A 16696-nucleotide genomic window follows, 5' to 3' on the forward strand; every position below is an offset into this window, starting at 1 on the left:
AGGAATTAAATCCATTTGAAAGAACCTTCAAATTTATTGAAGATATTTTTAAACAATCATTCATCTTAAATATTTTTTGTTTGTAAGCAGCCTTAATTAAGAAAAACTGTATGCAACAAGAATAGTTTTCTGATGTTCTTCAAATTTATTTTAAATGTAACAATCACGTTGATGTTAACAGAATTAAATTCACCTGAATGATTATTGCTCGCCATTTTATTTTGCAAAAAATTTCTATCAAGTCGCCTGGCCGTAGCTAAACCACCAGATGCTTAATCTATAACAGGTCCGTTATTCTGCTATGGCTTATTTTGCTGCTCAAGATTAATCAAAACATAATTTAATTCAGCCTGTTATTTAATAACCTATCTACCTAATTGAAAAACTATGAATCAAAATGAATTCAGCAGGGCGGCTGATGGGCATGCTATTGCCCTCCTCTCCCATGCGATGCGGTTTACCCAAGATGAAGATGATGCAAAAGACCTGGTGCAGGATACACTGATTAAAGGAATTCGATTTTGCGCAAAGTTTGATAAAGGCACCAATTTACGTGGCTGGCTTTATGTAATTATGCGGAATACTTTTATCAACGACTACCGTAAGGCTCAGAAAAGGCATTCAGTGATTAGCAGGGATGAAGATTTGTCAAGCCCTAACCTGCTCAAAAGTTCAACCAAAATTTCTTCTGAAGGAAAGTTTGTGATGGATGATATCCAAAAAGCATTGAAGAGTTTGCCTGAACAGTACCGGATTCCGTTTCAGCGGTATTTTGAGGGGTATAAATATGAAGAAATTGCTGAAGAGCGGGGTATTCCTTTAGGAACAGTAAAAACCCATATCCACCAGGCGAGACAGATCTTGAAAACCTACCTGAAACAGTATCGGATAGCTTAGTATCAAAATTGTTCACTAGCGTATTAATAGCCTAGCCGGACCACATCCAATCCGGCTAAGCACATTTTATTTTCTTTCGTTAAATACGCCTAGTTCAGCAATAGCAGGCGGACTATCGAAACCGGTAATGGTAACTTTGATTTTCTCGCACCAGATCCGCTCGAACCGGAAAATGGCAACTTTTTTTTCTCCTTCATTATTGGCGGGTAGTGCATTCCATCGACCATTTGCATAATATTGTAAATGATAGGATGCTTTTTGGTTATTTCCAGCGGTAAGCACCACCATGTTACATGGCACTGCCTTCTCAAAATTTAACTCGTACCAAGGCGATTTAACCGTATAATTGGATGACCAGCTAGAGCCAAAATTATCATCGTTGGCAAAATCCATGATGTTCATATCGTCACTCCAGCTGCTATTGCTTTTGATATGTTTAGCCATATTACTGGAGATAATCGGAGCAGCATGCGGTGGAATACGTGGAATACCAGTAGGTTTTTTATAGAGTTGCCCCATTTCCTTCAAGGCAGTTAAAGCATTATCATCTATTAAACCATTTTTGCCAGGTGCTACATTCAGAATGAAATTGCAGTATGCACCGTTATACGGGATAATGAATTTGTTTACCAGTTCGGGTACGTTCTTTACCCCAGTGGTAGGGAAAGATGTTTTCCAGAACCAGTTGGCTTGCAGCGGAAGACAGGCCAACGCCGGAAGTTTATTGTTTTCTTTTGAAATAAACTGACCTGCCCCCTGTTCATAAGATTTGATATCGGTATAAAATAGCGCTTGAGCAGGATATTTGGCCGCGTTCAGATCCATGACAAGGCAATTCGGCTGTAACGATTTAATCAGGTAATAAATATCTTCAAAAGGCACCTGATCATAAGAAATCCTCGACCATGGCGCATCCCAACCATCAATTATCAGGGCAGTGATCTCACCATAATTGGTCAGTAGTTCGGTAATCTGATCTTTAATCATTTTCACATTTTCGGGTGTAATCTGATTTGGACGGATGCCATGGTGGGTGTCCAGTATAGAATAATACAACATTACCTTTAAGCCATTTTTTCGGAAAGCATCTACATATTCTTTTACCACATCGCGCTTTAATGGTGTATTCATGACGTTGTAAGCCGTTGTTTTGGTATTCCAGATCGGAAAACCACTGTGGTGTTTGGTGGTAAGGCAACCATAAGTCATATTAGCAGATTTTGCAGCTTTAGCCCATTGATCGGCATCAAGTTTTGGCGATTGGAACAGGGAAAGATTTGCATCCGGATCAGACCAATCCTGATCCATAAAAGTCGGCATACCGTAATGAATAAACATGCCCAATCCGAGGTCAACGAAATCTTGTTGCAGCTCTGCAAGGGGTTTGCTGGCAGATTTCTGCTGTGCCCTGACCGGGCTCTTCGCTATTACAGCCGAAGCGATGAGTGATAATGATAAAATCCTTCTAAAGGTCATTTTTCCTTTTTTTTAGTTTAATTGTTATTGTGAATTTTTCGAATAATAGGCTTCACGCACCTATTTACCCGAGTTAGATGTTTGATAAACCTGATTTAAAAGGTCATCCAGATCCATTGTCAAAGCTACATCCCACACCGCTACAATTTGCCGAACAAAAACGTAACAGAAACCTAACAAAAGCTTAACGATATGTCATTTATGGAATAATAGGGCTATTTTTAAAGAATAAAATGAAAGATCGGATATATAAGGCAGTTGTATTGGTTAGCTTTCTGATATTGCTTCTTGTGCAATTCAGGTTAACCTACAACTCCTACGTACTCAGAGATAGAGACTATAGTTTAAAGGAAAAAACACTGATTAATGATGAATATGGACGCAGTATATCTGAAGATAAGGTTTACAATGGTGGAGGAAAGATTATCGATTCGATCCTCATCAGAAATATGCCTGCACTTAAAAAAGCTTACCTCAGTAACCGGCATGAATTTATTAAACTTTCGCAAAGCGTTAGCAACAGCTTATTGAAGAAGCTTCAAAAGGAAAGTACGATGGACAGTGTTTTCCAATCGATAGTAAAAAGAAATGGCCTGGACAGCAACTTACAATACCTGCTTACCTTCCAGCAGATAGACATCAACTTCGACACCAAAATCGGAGACCTCACCGTATTTAACAACCATACCCCTACCAGTTTTAAAGCAGACCAAAAGACACCGTTCGGTATCATCATCGATGGCACATTAACTCATCCAACGATACAGAACAGAATTACCAATCTTTCTGTCAGTGGTAACCTGGTTTACAATTACAGGGTAACCTTTAACCTTTTTGTTGATCAGCCTGGCCGCACACTCAAAGTGGCATATCAGATGTTGCCTACGTTTTTGCTGGTTGCACTTTGCATCTTGATCATCGTAGGCATCAATTATTACACTTATATCAACTGGATGCGGCAGAAAAAAGAAACGGATGTTAAATCCGATTTCCTCAACAGTATCAAACACGAATTCAATACCCCTATTACCACCATTCTGCTGGCGAGTAAAAGCCTGCATGAAAATGAGATACTCAGCGACCGGAATCGTGTAAATACACTGGTAAATATTGTGGAGAGACAAGCCAGGAGACTTCACTCCCACATCAACCAAATGCTTGGAGTATCGAAAATGAATAACCATATCAATTTGGAAGAAACAGATCTCAACTATATTGTGCTAACGCTGGTAAACGACTATAAAATAAAAATACAGGCACCAGACAGGCTGACATTTGATCCTTACGATTCGGAAATACTGGTGATGCTGGATCCTTTTGTGTTTACCACCATGCTGCAGAATATCGTTGACAATGCCTTTAAACATAATCAAAGCGACGTTAAAATAACGATGATCTTTATCAGCAAAAGCAAGGATTGCTATACCCTGCATATCAAAGATAATGGAAAGGGAATTGAAGCGGATATGAAAGAAAAAATATTCGATAAATTCTTCCGCGGAGTTAAAGACAATAACGTTTCAGGCCTGGGGCTTGGCTTGTATTATGTAAAACAATGCCTTGATATTCACGGTTGGAAAATCAGTATAAAGACAATGCCTGAACAAGGAACCGAATTTCTGGTACACATACCTGTAAATCAGATTAACATCAACTAAACTGCAATCCTATGCCTTATGATATCATAATAATTGAAGATGAAGCGGATCTGGGCAACGTCATCACCGCGTACCTGAAATTACGTGGCTTTAGCGTATTATGGTTTAATACTGCTACAGAAGCGTTAGCGTATTATACTGCAAACCCGTTTAACAACAAGCTGGTGATTGTTGACGTACAGCTACCTGACCTTAACGGTTTTGAACTGGCTGCTGAACTGGTGAAAATTAACGCCAGCCAACCTTTCTTTTTTCTAACGGCACACAGCGAAAAACAAGACCGGCTCAGGGGTCTTAAAATTGGCGCTATTGACTATATATCAAAGCCGTTTGAAATTGAAGAACTGGTACTGAGAATCGCAAACATCATCAATAAATTTTCCCCTGATCCAAAACCACCAGCTGCTGTAAAATCTGACTATATCAACCTGGGAGATATTAGGTACCAAAAGGATCAGTTATTGGTTTTGATGCCCGATGGTAAAGAAATTTCCCTCACGGTAAGGGAATCAGAGGTATTGGATCAGCTGGCAGGTAATATTAACCAGGTGGTTAAAAAAAAGGACCTGCTTTTATCCTTATGGGGAAATGATGACTATTTCAATGGAAAGAGTCTGGAAGTATTCATTTCGAGACTGCGCCGGCTTTTCCGGGCATCTAACCAGGTGAGTATTGAAAATGTATACGGCCTTGGATACATTTTGAAGGTACATAAGCACAGTGAAAATATGTAGTTTGAGGAAGAATAGATAGCTAAGAACAGGAGGAACCGATAACCCAATGGCTTTTTCCCTCAAATACATCAGGAGTCAAGATATCAAAAGTTAAAAATCCAATGTTATTGTTAATAAAATTGAATTCAGGGATAAGCCTTCTTTATTTTGTTTTTCCATGATCCTTATGGCAGCGTAGCATATTCTGAAAGGTTTTGTGAGGATTCCATTCTTTTCAAAATTACCCTCCTCAGCCTGTTTTCATGTTCATCGCCCCAAAATCCTAATGCAGAAATTACCGGAACCAAGGTTTTACCAAAATCTGTAAGGGAATATTCAACTTTTGGCGGAACCTGAGCATAAATTTTCTTTTTCACCAGCTCATGATCTTCAAGTTCTTTCAACTGGATATTTAAAACACGCCTCGAAGCATCCGGAATTTTCCGCTGTAACTCACTAGGACGCAGATGTCCCTGATGGATAAACCACAGCAAACGGATTTTCCATTTGCCATAAAGTACTTCACCGATCAGGTCGAGGCCGCAGTTTAAATTCAGAGGTATTTTTCTTTCGTGCATACACAAATTTAATCCAATGTACCAAATCGTGCAAATAGGGGAAAAAATTATCCCTATGCCATTCGGTTTTCCGTTATTGCCTGAAAAAGTGATACTTCTCAAATTTGTATCAAAGAATCTGACAAATGGAAAATCAATTTAATTACAACAATGAACTTCAGGGTAAAACGGCCCTGGTAACCGGTGGCACAAAAGGAGCCGGAAAAGCAATTGCAGAAAGACTGCTAAAGGCTGGCGCAACAGTGATCATCAGTGCTAGAAACACACCTGAAAAAGAAAACAGCAATATGCATTTTATTGCTTCTGATTTGAGTACTGCAAATGGCGTACAAAAAGTAGTTAGCGAAGTGCTGTCGACTTATGGAAAGCTGGATATTCTGGTGAATAACCTTGGCGGTTCATCAACGCCGGCCGGTGGTTTTTCTGTATTAACCGATGAAGATTGGGAATCAAATTTACAAGCTAATTTGCTTGCGCCGGTACGGCTGGACAGGGGATTCTTGCCACAAATGATCGACAGAAAAAGTGGTGTCATTATTCACATTGCATCCATACAGGGTAAACTGCCGCTGTATGATTCTACTTTGCCCTATGCCTCCGCAAAAGCAGCATTGAGAAATTATAGTAAAAGTTTATCGAACGAAGTTGCCCCTAAGGGTGTCCGGGTGCTAACCGTTTCGCCAGGCTGGATCAATACAGCAGCATCGGAGGCATGGCTGGGTGAAATTGCAAGAAACGCAAATAGTACCCTAGCAGAAGCGCAGCAAAGTGTAATGGATGCCTTGGGTGGCATACCTTTCGGCAGACCTGCCGAACCTGAAGAAATAGCTGAACTGGTCGGCTTTCTGGTTTCGCCAAGAGCCAGCTACTTAACAGGAACCGAATTTGTAATAGACGGCGGTACAGTACCAACAATTTAAACTCTTAAAAATATAATACGATGAATTTACCAAAAATGATCTCCGAATTAGTAAAAGCACAAAACGAATTTGACAGTGCTGCGTATGCCAGTTGTTTTACTGAAAATGCAGAAGTATTTGATGAAGGCAAAACCCATAACGGAAAAGCAGAAATTGAAAGCTGGATTGATAAAGCAAACAACGAATATAACGCCACTATTGAACCAGTAGAATATGACGAAGATGCAAATATCCTATCCGCAAAAACTTCAGGAAACTTTCCTGGCAGTCCAATCGTTTTAAAATATCATTTTCAATTTTATAATGAACTTATTCAATCACTGAAAATAACTGGCTGATGCCTTTCTTTCACCTGGACGAAAAAAACCAGGCTGCTTAAGTTTTAAGGAGGCAATTACATCGAAAGCAATTCTTAGAATGTCTTAAGTTTGATTTATGAAGGAGTAAAAAGAGGCCGTATAGATATAAAAGTTGTCATTCTGAGCTTGTCGAAGAATCTCCATCAAATATACTGATGGCGTTTCGACAGGCTCAACGTGACAAGTTAGACATGAAATTACAAAGATGATACAGCCCCTTTATTTTTATAAAATACTGACTGATAATTAGTTAATCACTTACTATCGGAGCGATTCAGTCATTACCCTGGTTGCTGTTTTTTAAATACTTTAAAATTGCTTCACAAACGCATGTCGAATTCTCTTCAAACATATAGTGACCGGTATTTTCCAGGTTAAGCAGTTGATAATTTTCGGCTATCGTTGGTAAAGTATACTGATAAAAACCGTACGACACATTGCTGGCAATACCTAAAACCGGCATCTTTAACTTCGAATAATTTTTGGCATCGGCTATATCCTGGTTAAAAGCCTGGTACCAGCCATTGGAAGCGCGTATACGCGCCGGCTGGTTGTAAACGTATGCATATACCTCCCTATCAAAATCAGGCATTTTCGAACTGTCCACCATCACATAATCGAAAAGCCAGTCGAGCAGGTAACGGTAGCGTCCCTCCAGCAATTTCTCAGGCAGTTCTTTAACTTGATTAAAACTCATCCACCACGTGTAAGGTTGTTGGTGATCTATTTTTTTGCCAAAAGTTTCAGGAGGCGGCATCAGTTTCATTTGCATCATTCCTTCATTAGGATGCAGACCATCTGCAAGGATCAGGCGTTCTACCACTTCCGGGTAATTATGCGCCAGGCTGCAGGCCACCATACCACCTATATCATGGCCCATAACATATGCCCTACCAATACCCAGTAAGCGCATCAGCTCGTACACATCAGTAGCCATTGTTTTTTTGTCATAACCTGATGCCGGTGTTGCCGAACTGCCCATACCACGAATATCGACTACGATAACCCTGAAGTGATCAGCCAGAGGCAGCGCAACAGAACGATAAGAATACCAGGTTTGCGGCCAGCCTGGCAAGCAGATCAATACCTGACCTTCGCCGCCGCCATCTACAAAGTGCAGTTGTGTTCCGTTCACTTCCATTACATGGCTGGTAAAGCCCGGCCAATGTTTTATGAGCTGCTCATCACTATATACCTGTTCCATATTACGCTATTTTGTTGTTATTTATTTCGTTAAGTGTTGTTTCTGCGGTTTGCCAGCTTACACCAGGATACCGATCGTTATCAAGCATATAATGATGTGCTGCAAACATGCTGTAGAGATATTGCATCTGCTGCCATTGCGGGTATAGCTTGTTTTCCCCATCAGGATTTTCTGTCCGCAACTTTTGGATGTAAGCCGAGAATTGCTCCAGTGTGCCTTGTTCTATTAGTTTGAAATGTTCACCAAAAACACGTCCGGTGAGTGCTTCCAATTCGTTCGGGCTAAACCGGAAGCCTGCTATGCGCAGGAATCGCGGCGCAGTATCATCCAATGCGGCGTATGCCGTGTAAGCGGCTGTATCTTCTATAGTGGTAAAGTCGATCTGCCAATCAGCTTTTCCGGAATAGCAGGAAATGGTCTTCGCTTTGGTATCTAAAAGTGGGATATCATACTGCAAAACATAGGCAAAAGCACCATTGAATACCGAAGTAGCCCGGATGTTACTGGTCTCCAACACGGATTGGAACTCCCTACGCAGGTCAAAATTCCTGTTTTCGCCCGTCTGTAGCTGGGTAAAATCCGTACAAAAATCGGATGGAATAAAACGGGGAACGCCAGCTTTTAAGGCAGCATGAAGCAACTGGCTTTGTGCGGTTACAATCACTTCACGCAAGCCTGCAAGTACAGACACCACACAAGAAACGCCTTTGCAGGCAGATACCAGTCCTTTTTCATCAGCAAAGTCAACCGCTATAACCTCTACTCCTGAGTTGCGCAGTTCATTCACTTTCACCTGATCACTGTGTTCTCTTACCAAAGCCCGTACACTGGCGCCATTTCGGAGTAAGCGCTTGCATAACCTGCTTCCCAGGTCGCCGGTAGCACCGGCAACTAAAATAATGTTGTTCATTGTTCTTTCTTATTGAGTTCACAAAGCTAGGCCCATAGAACGTCGATCGAACTACCATTTGGTAGATAATAAAATTATCGAAGATTTTTACGGATGCGGCTCAGGGCGTTTGGTGTTATGCCAAGGTAAGAAGCGAGCTGCTTAACAGAAATAAATTGCATGAAGCCGGGCTTTTGTAGAAATGCCAGGTAACGTTCCTCTACAGTCATGGTCTGGAAACTGATGATCTCACTGATCATACGCACACACATACCTTCCCAGAGTTTTCGTCCAAATTCCTGCCAGGCCGGAATTTGTTTGTAAAGCGAATCCATATCGTTCTTATGGATACAGTATAGTTCGGTATCTACAACCGCCTCTATATTAAAGCGTGAAGGCAATCCTGGATTCAGGCTGGAAATTTCAGCAAAAAACTCGCCAGGCTGAACGATCCAGGCAGTAAGCTCCTGTTCATCGTTATAGAAAAAGCGAAGTGCTCCTTTGTTTAAGAAATAATAGTGTGAAGCGATCTGGCCACGTTTTAGCAGCAGCTGACTCTTTTGTAACGTTTTCAGATTAAAACACCCTAATATCTTATTAAGATCCTCTTCTTCCAACCAAACGTTGGAACGTATCAAATTTTTAAGTTCCTGCATAGCTGATTCGGCATTAAATATACTTAATATTTTAGAATTGTTAGCTGCTCCTTATGTTGATTCAAAGCAGATCGAAATTTGAAATACAGATGAATTAAAGCGAAAAATCCGGTCAGGCCAACTTTTGGGCTGATCTGCAATAATATCGCTTATCACAAATAGCACAATCGACAAAATTCCCTGAAAGCCCAATGGCTTCACTTTAAGCCCATCATCGGACACTAATTTTTCAGCTACGCAGTACGTCCCATATGCTAAAAGAGAACTTTCTATCTCAACGTATTTATATCAAAACCATTATAAGTTTTTAGCGTTAACCTATACAAACAAATTTAAAACGCTACTATGAAACCTGTACATCTAATTCTCGCATTAATTTTATTATCAGCCTGCAATAACTCGCAAAAAAAGGCAAAAGACCAGCCAACCTCTCAAACGGCGGCAAAAGATACTATTCTTATACCTCAAGCAAAAAATGATGTTGAAGTTAAGGATTGGTCAGATGATTTTAAGAATTTTAGAGAAACCATTTATTCAAAAGATCTCAAAAAGCTCAAAGCATATTTTGATTTCCCGATTGCAGATGATGATGCATCAATCTGGAGCTTATGCAATTTGACCGAAGCTGAAATAAGGGAAAGAAAAAACAAATTCGAAAATCCCGATCTATTTTACGAACAAGACCTGGAACAATATTATCGCAGAATTTTTAATGCAGATTTTGTTAAAACATTACTAAAAATTAATTCTAACCAGCTATACCAAACAGGTTATAATGAGACGCCAGAAATTACCACAACCGATACGAAATATCAACTGATTGCCGAATACAATAAGACCAGTAAGGTGTTAAGTTTAAATTTAGCTTATACCAACAATGCCAAAGATGAAGAAGACAATGCCGTAAGCGAAGGCGAATACAATATTATTTACAGCTTCGCAGTTATTGATGGAAAATACCTGAAATTTAAGAGAATCGACATTGCTGGTTAGATTGAACCGCACAATGCTTATGAAAATGACAAAACTGATCAATTGCCTGTTTCTGGGTATTTTGGGAACGACATACGCCTGTAACAGCGTAACCCAAAGTAACAAAGAAGCAGTGGAAGTTGGTCCTACAGATAATGCAGCAAAGGCCATCATTGATACGCCTAGCGCTTCATCACCTTCAGTTGAGCTGCCAAAGGAAAAGCCCGAAGAAATTCTCGTTGAATATCAAGATAGTGTAGATTTCCAACGATATAATGTAGATTCTAAAAAAGTAACAGAACGCGCACCTATAGATTGGACAAGTTATCCTGAAGCCAAAGATTTTAAAACAAGGATTACGGAAGCTTACCAAACCAACGAAGCCGACTTTGCCGGATACTATGTGATGTCGGTGTTTGGCTGCGGCGCAAGTTGCATCATGGGATTTATGATCGATATAAGAGACGGAAAAATTTATGATCTGCCTTTAGGTGAAGAAAATTCATGTCTTTTTGCGGAAGACAGGGCGATGGGCAACCGAAAAAGCAGACTTTTTATTGCCGGCGTTTGCAAAGAAAATCCGGAAGACAGAAAAGTTTACTACAAAGCTTATGTATGGGATGAGATTAAGAAAGAATTTGAAAAAGTGGAAGCCGCTGCATTTTTAAAAAAAACATAATTTAGTTTTCAGAATATATGATTAAATATTTTAAACATAGCTTTTATGCGTTTGTGCCATTTATAGCAATTATTGGCTGTATGGGACAGTTAAAACCTGTAGGACAGGTACCTTTAGATTTAATAGATATAAACTTCGATATCAAGGTAACAAGTTTGTATCCTGAAAAATATAAAAGTGAAAAATTGGAAAATTATTTTGATATCCCTGTAGGTGAAAAAACGTAATGGTGCTGCGGGATACTACTTTTATTAACGAATTTTCCCAGGAGCAAAAGGCCGTTGGTGTAGAATACAGTCAAATGAGTTCATCAAGTGATGACACATTAGCCATAGCATGTAAACAAGCATTCAGTTCATTAAGTGTAGCAGCATCCCCTAATGGAAAAATCAAAGCCATTGGTGCCAAAGTTAGCCATATGACGGATAAAGAAGCGAAGGATTTCATTGCGGCACTGACCAACAGACATGGTAAACCCAAGAAACTGGAAGGAGATTTCATGAGTAAGTTTACCATTTATGGATGGGACGCGCAAGATAGAATATTTCGTTACTCTGCCATTTTCAACGATGAAAAAACACCGTAAAACTAAAGGTAGATAAAAAAGAAGGAACCGTAAAGAGCATGGACCGGACGCCACATCGCAATGGGTATTTTTTGTGATTAACAAAGCTTTTGTTAATGATTTAAAGACATTGAATAACGGTGTATTTGTCTACATTAAATAAAACTTAATCATAATTACTATGACAAATTTGGAAAGACGTTAAGCCGTAAAATTTAGACATACTTTTTGAACCAGGCTCATTAAAAAAAACGGAACAGCAAAAACTAACCTTTTTTAACCGCTATGTATTAATTTTATTGGCTTACAAGTTAAAAAATGTACATCGTTGAAAAGGAAAGTGTTGCAACAATAAAGCATTTCTCTTAAAGCCTCGTAATCAGGAAACATTTAAATGATAACGTCTCCATAAGTTAATCAAAATATCATGATAAAACCGCTTCAAAAATTTATACTCTTTTTTAATATTTCATTAACCATTATCGCCTGCCAAAATAAAAAACAGCAAGCGGACAAAATGGTTGCAGATACTGTAAAAAATCAACCGGAACTTGCTCAACAAGCTGACTCCACAAGTGCAGATCCTTTTTTTCCCGGTACGGGTAATACCATAAATGATTTTGTTCCGGCCAACTATAAAATGGATTTAGAAGCCACAGGCGACCTGAACAACGATGGACTAAAAGATGCAGTTATCGTACTCATAAATAAGCAGGATAGCACGGCACTTCGCCCTATGTTAGTACTTTTTAAACAAGGTGAAAAATACAAACGCTATGATCAATCATTCTCGGCAGTAGACGCTAAATACCGTGAAAATGGTTACTCCATCTACGACTACGAAGATATTAAGATTGATAGTGGAAAGCTGGTGATTTCTATGCAGGCAACTGGTCCGGCAGGAAGCATTGAAAGTACTTATCAATACATCAACAAAGATTTAATTTTAACACAGGTTAGTGCTTTTAGCATGGGTGCAGGAGGGCATACAGAACAAAAAATTGATTTGTTGAAAGGCACTTACACTCAAACCGATATAAACACCATGAAAGAGGATATGCCAAGCACCACTGATACCAAAAACTACAAAATACCAACGGTATTATTCAAAGATAGCGATCCAGGTAAGATCATGAACAATGCTTTCAATAAAGTGGGAAACTAAGTTAAACCTTAAAACTCCGGCATTTATGGTAGTTGCAGTCCTGCTATAGATTACCAGATTGACCTAAGCTGGCTAAAATTAACATTAAAGCACTTGCGAATCCCTTTATTTACAGTTTAATTCCATTTGAGTGGCTAATTTATGGATATAGAAGTTGTCAGGCATCCGACGTTAAAATAATTTGGTCCCGATTTTAATTTTTTTTAAACGTGATTACCAGCGATCATCCGCTCCGCTTTGTTTCAAGCATCAACTACCTTAGAGCGTTGAACAGCACCTGCAAAACGGATTTAGCTCAGTTTCCTGCGAATAATGAACTATATTCAACGAATGTCAGTTAGCATAAAAATCATAAAAAATTGATTTTTAAATTTAATCTAATATTATCAAAAAACTTAAGCTAAATACAATTATGACTGTTACTTACATGATGTTGGTTTTCACAACAATTTATCTGACAAGCACCTATCTTTATTACAGATACACAGTAAAAAAAGAAAAAGAATTTAGATACAAACCCTTATTTCTTTTGGTAATCGGTATATTATTTCTATTGTCTCTTTATGGAAGTTTAACCAGCACTCCATTTGGAGAAATCGTCCCGTTTATCAGGTAGCTTATCCCGCTACAGGATTGCTTAACTGGAAATAAAATGCTTTACAAATTGCAAAAACGGTGTATTAAATTGCAATCTCATTCCTCATCAAGATGAGCTTCAAAAGTACCGTGACTTTAAGTACATTATTTTAGTAATTCAGTGGTGGTATTTTGAATCCAAGGAGCAAATAAATGATAATATATCATCAATAGAAATGATAATTGAGTTGTAGTCACCCGCTAAAAGATTTCGAGAAATAGAATATTATCAAAAGATTCTAAGAGAAAAACCATTTTCTTTATTTTAGATGAATTAAATCACTAAAATATACTTCTCCTATGATCATTAGAATACTATACGTGTTGTTTTTAAGCACAATATTCAGCTTGGACCTAAAGGCACAAAACTTTGCAAAAAGCCCGTCTGATGTAGTTCCATTTCAGGTAACGGTTAAAGCTTCTGTCTTCAAAGGTAAAAATGCGTTAGCCCTCGAAATAAAAGGTGAAGCAGATGGAGACAATACACTTGCGATCTTAAAGGATACTGACTTTCATAACGGAATAATTGAAGCCTCCATTTCGGGACAAACACTTTCAAACGCTAGTGAGACAGCACGTGGTTTTGTAGGAATAGCATTCAGAGCAGCTCTTGACGCGTCAAAAGCGGAGGTTTTTTATTTACGTCCCACCAATGGCCGTGCAAATGATCAGTTACGCCGGAATCATTCCAGTCAGTATATCTCTATCCCAGGATATCCATGGGAAAAATTAAGAAAAGAAACACCGGGCAAGTATGAAGCTTATGTAGATATCTTGCCGGCAGAATGGATCAAAATAAAAATTGTGGTAAAGGATGAAACGGCCAGACTATATATAAATGGTGCAGCTCAGCCTACTTTAATTGTAAATGACCTGAAACAGGGTAAAAATCTCCGCGGAAGTATAGGATTATGGATAGGCCCGGGAACCTTAGGTCACTTTACTGATGTTAAAATAACCAAAGAGGACTAACGACATAACCATTAGGAGTCACTTAAAATATGGCAAGAATATACCAAGACCTATCAATGGTAAAGCACATTTAAAAAATAAACAGTGATATTTTAAATTTCAGGTTTAAGTAACGATCAGGAGGTACAACTTTAGCAAGCACACATGAAAAAACTAATGATTATTGCAGGTATATTAACTTTAAATTTATCAACCTATGCGCAGAAAAAGTTGGTAAAAGACATTGATTTGGATGGAAAGATGGATACTGTTTACCTGGATGAACACGATCATAAAATTACTTGTAGATTATCTACCCAAAACTTTAAAAAAATAAAAAGTAAAAAAATAGAAACGGCTGGAGATAATACCCTCATTGAACCTAAAAAAACCGGTTTCGAAATGAATACGAACTGGATGCGCTCGGGTTATGCCTGCCAGTTTAGGTATGAGAAAAATGAAAAGCGAATAAGGTTAATCGGCGTAAGTGAGTACGCTTTGGGGAACGCCACAAACGACGGTAGTGGTGAAGCAAGTATAAATCTACTTACTGGCGAATACGTGGGCAACTGGCATTATTTTGATCATTTGGCGAATAACGAAAAAGGCATGTTGATTAAAATCCCGACCATTAAAGCGAAAATGCAATTCAAGAAAATTTATTTAGAAGATTTTGATGAGGAACAATATCATTCGATATCAGAAAAATTTAGGGCATTGGTAGAGAGGTATAAAAATTTAGAATTAAAACGAAGAGAAAAGCATTGAGCCAACCAGACTGGTGAGCAAACCTAAAAAGGGCGGCACTTTGCAGGTGGATCGAATCGCAAAGAACATATATACATTCAGTAGCCATGGAATTATGAAACCGATACATGAAAGTTCAAAATAATCTAAGAAGGCCAATATAATTTTGAAAAAGACGTGCCTGGGAATGATAGGCTCCTATCATGATATCGGTGCTAATGTAATGATGGCTAAATACATGATCGATTAATACAATTTTAAAAAAGATCAGTGACTTCTGGTAACTGCTAGATTAAGTTTTGACTAACTTCCTAGCCAGTTCATTCCAGTTGAGATTGGCAAATTTAAAAATTGTGAGCTCACATTTTATGCTATAATCCGCGGTGGTTTCTAAACTGTAATATAGCAAACAAAATTCACCTCATTCAAACATAAATAGCTGCAGCCCGGGGGCCGCAGCTATTTATAAACTGGCGTTTATATAATTTTTATTTGAAAATACCAGCCAGGGTTTTGTTCAGTTCCTCTCCTCTCAAATCTTTACCTACAACCTTACCTTCGGGATCAAGCAGGAAGCTTGCTGGTACAGCTTTTACGCCATATTCCTTAACAGCAGCGTTAGACCAAGCCTGTAAATCTGAAACATGCGTCCAGGTGAGGCCATCAGCTGCAATGGCTTTCAACCAGGCATCTTTTTTAGAATCGAGGGATACGCCCAAAATTTCAAAGCCTTTGTCATGATATTTTTTATAAGCAGCCACTACATTTGGATTTTCTCTCCTGCAGGGGCTACACCAGCTCGCCCAGAAATCAACGAGTACATATTTCCCTCTAAAATCAGAAAGCTTTACAATTTTACCATCTTTATCAGGCATGGCAATTGCCGGAGCAACTTTCCCTTTGGCAGTTTTCGCATTCGTTTTTATTGCGGTGCTAATTTGTTCACCAATATCTGATTGCCGTGCTTCTTTCGTGAGCATCCCATATAATTCTTCAGCTACCGGAAAATTCGGATAACTGATGAAGCGATCATAGATGATACCTGCCGATCCGGCTGAGCTTGGATTCCTAGAAACGTATTGCTTCACAGTTGCGATATTCAAAGTATCCAGGGCTCTAAATTCTCTGTCTAAGCCTGCACGGGTGGCGGTATCCATTTTGCCAGCTTTCTCAGCCTGATCAAGTCTTCCGTAGATACCTCCGGCTTTGGCAGTGATTGTTTTCCATGGGCCATTATAAAAACTCATATACACATCGTGCGCAGGAGAACCACTAATCACCACGGGCGATACACTGTCAGGTTTAGACACATTGATGGCCGCATTTTCTAATATAAAAACGATTGGATTTTTAAGGTGTTTGCTTTCCAGTTTATAAAAGCCCGGTTGTTTAACCGCTCCTCTAAACATAAAACTGCCATTAATAACTTTGGTTGAATCTGTTATGACATATTTGTCGCCAGCTTCGTGTCCAAGATATACCTTTTCATTAACGGCAGGCAGCTTACCGGTAATTACATATTTCCCGTTCTGTGCAAATAGCGGGCCTCCACAACACATGAGCGTCGCAGGTACAAGGGTGAATACGGTCTTAAATAAAATGTTCATGTTGTATCGCTTTTAACTTGGTAT

18 protein-coding genes are annotated in these 16696 nt (G+C 39.0%); 12 read left to right on the forward strand and 6 right to left on the reverse strand.

All coding sequences use genetic code 11. From position 1 onward, the window contains the following. Nucleotides 1–387 precede the first annotated feature (387 nt). Nucleotides 388–897 (forward strand): RNA polymerase sigma factor, encoded by a 510-nt coding sequence (locus ACIQXP_RS01795; protein WP_090982041.1) that lies wholly within the window; start codon nt 388–390, stop codon nt 895–897. Between the two features lie 66 nt (nt 898–963). On the opposite strand, the gene ACIQXP_RS01800 is transcribed toward ACIQXP_RS01795, so the two are convergent. After that, nucleotides 964–2373 (reverse strand): alpha-L-fucosidase, encoded by a 1410-nt coding sequence (locus ACIQXP_RS01800; protein WP_387504242.1) that lies wholly within the window; start codon nt 2371–2373, stop codon nt 964–966. 233 nt (nt 2374–2606) lie between these two features. On the opposite strand from ACIQXP_RS01800, the gene ACIQXP_RS01805 reads away from it, so the two are divergent. Next, nucleotides 2607–4031, forward strand: a complete 1425-nt coding sequence (locus ACIQXP_RS01805) for a sensor histidine kinase (RefSeq protein ID WP_387504241.1) — start codon at nt 2607–2609, stop codon at nt 4029–4031. Between the two features lie 11 nt (nt 4032–4042). Continuing rightward, nucleotides 4043–4765, forward strand: coding sequence for a response regulator transcription factor (locus ACIQXP_RS01810; RefSeq protein ID WP_387504240.1), 723 nt, complete (start codon nt 4043–4045; stop codon nt 4763–4765). A 164-nt stretch (nt 4766–4929) separates the two neighbouring features. Here ACIQXP_RS01810 and ACIQXP_RS01815 read toward each other — a convergent pair whose 3' ends face one another. Beyond that, complete coding sequence (locus ACIQXP_RS01815; RefSeq protein ID WP_293743325.1) at nt 4930–5322, reverse strand: winged helix-turn-helix transcriptional regulator; 393 nt, start codon at nt 5320–5322, stop codon at nt 4930–4932. 125 nt (nt 5323–5447) lie between these two features. Here ACIQXP_RS01815 and ACIQXP_RS01820 point away from each other — a divergent pair, with 125 nt between their 5' ends. Together ACIQXP_RS01820 and ACIQXP_RS01825 are read left to right on the forward strand one after the other, a co-directional pair. Continuing rightward, on the forward strand, nt 5448–6242 hold the full coding sequence (locus ACIQXP_RS01820; RefSeq protein ID WP_387504239.1) for an SDR family oxidoreductase: 795 nt from the start codon (nt 5448–5450) through the stop codon (nt 6240–6242). A gap of 20 nt (nt 6243–6262) precedes the next feature. Beyond that, entirely contained in the window at nt 6263–6580 is a 318-nt protein-coding gene (locus ACIQXP_RS01825; protein WP_293743323.1) for a nuclear transport factor 2 family protein, read from the forward strand. Nucleotides 6581–6875: 295 nt separating this feature from the next. On the opposite strand, the gene ACIQXP_RS01830 is transcribed toward ACIQXP_RS01825, so the two are convergent. The 3 genes from ACIQXP_RS01830 to ACIQXP_RS01840 form a co-directional block, all read right to left on the reverse strand. Next, complete coding sequence (locus tag ACIQXP_RS01830) at nt 6876–7805, reverse strand: alpha/beta fold hydrolase (protein ID WP_387504238.1); 930 nt, start codon at nt 7803–7805, stop codon at nt 6876–6878. Between the two features lies 1 nt (nt 7806). Further along, nucleotides 7807–8715 (reverse strand): NmrA family NAD(P)-binding protein, encoded by a 909-nt coding sequence (locus tag ACIQXP_RS01835; RefSeq protein WP_293743321.1) that lies wholly within the window; start codon nt 8713–8715, stop codon nt 7807–7809. 74 nt (nt 8716–8789) lie between these two features. Further along, nucleotides 8790–9350: a Crp/Fnr family transcriptional regulator gene (locus ACIQXP_RS01840; RefSeq protein ID WP_090982024.1), complete on the reverse strand. Its 561-nt coding sequence runs from the start codon at nt 9348–9350 to the stop codon at nt 8790–8792. A gap of 345 nt (nt 9351–9695) precedes the next feature. On the opposite strand from ACIQXP_RS01840, the gene ACIQXP_RS01845 reads away from it, so the two are divergent. From ACIQXP_RS01845 to ACIQXP_RS01875, 7 genes are all read left to right on the forward strand, one after another. Next, nucleotides 9696–10343 (forward strand): hypothetical protein, encoded by a 648-nt coding sequence (locus tag ACIQXP_RS01845; RefSeq protein ID WP_387504237.1) that lies wholly within the window; start codon nt 9696–9698, stop codon nt 10341–10343. Between the two features lie 19 nt (nt 10344–10362). After that, on the forward strand, nt 10363–11001 hold the full coding sequence (locus ACIQXP_RS01850; protein ID WP_387504236.1) for a hypothetical protein: 639 nt from the start codon (nt 10363–10365) through the stop codon (nt 10999–11001). A gap of 17 nt (nt 11002–11018) precedes the next feature. Next, a complete protein-coding gene (locus ACIQXP_RS01855; protein ID WP_387504235.1) occupies nt 11019–11228 on the forward strand; it encodes a hypothetical protein in 210 nt (69 codons plus the stop codon). Next, nucleotides 11228–11587 (forward strand): hypothetical protein, encoded by a 360-nt coding sequence (locus ACIQXP_RS01860; RefSeq protein WP_387504234.1) that lies wholly within the window; start codon nt 11228–11230, stop codon nt 11585–11587. The genes ACIQXP_RS01855 and ACIQXP_RS01860 overlap by 1 nt, the downstream gene beginning before the upstream one ends. Nucleotides 11588–11993: 406 nt before the next feature. Beyond that, entirely contained in the window at nt 11994–12731 is a 738-nt protein-coding gene (locus tag ACIQXP_RS01865; RefSeq protein WP_387504233.1) for a hypothetical protein, read from the forward strand. 936 nt (nt 12732–13667) lie between these two features. Beyond that, the gene (locus ACIQXP_RS01870; protein ID WP_293743315.1) at nt 13668–14339 is read left to right on the forward strand and encodes a hypothetical protein; all 672 of its coding nucleotides are present in this window, start codon (nt 13668–13670) and stop codon (nt 14337–14339) included. Nucleotides 14340–14483: 144 nt separating this feature from the next. Beyond that, complete coding sequence (locus tag ACIQXP_RS01875) at nt 14484–15086, forward strand: hypothetical protein (protein ID WP_293743314.1); 603 nt, start codon at nt 14484–14486, stop codon at nt 15084–15086. 467 nt (nt 15087–15553) lie between these two features. On the opposite strand, the gene ACIQXP_RS01880 is transcribed toward ACIQXP_RS01875, so the two are convergent. Further along, nucleotides 15554–16672, reverse strand: a complete 1119-nt coding sequence (locus tag ACIQXP_RS01880; RefSeq protein ID WP_293743313.1) for a TlpA disulfide reductase family protein — start codon at nt 16670–16672, stop codon at nt 15554–15556. Between the last annotated feature and the right edge of the window lie 24 nt (nt 16673–16696).

This window comes from Pedobacter suwonensis, from assembly GCF_044762335.1.
GTDB lineage: Bacteria > Bacteroidota > Bacteroidia > Sphingobacteriales > Sphingobacteriaceae > Pedobacter.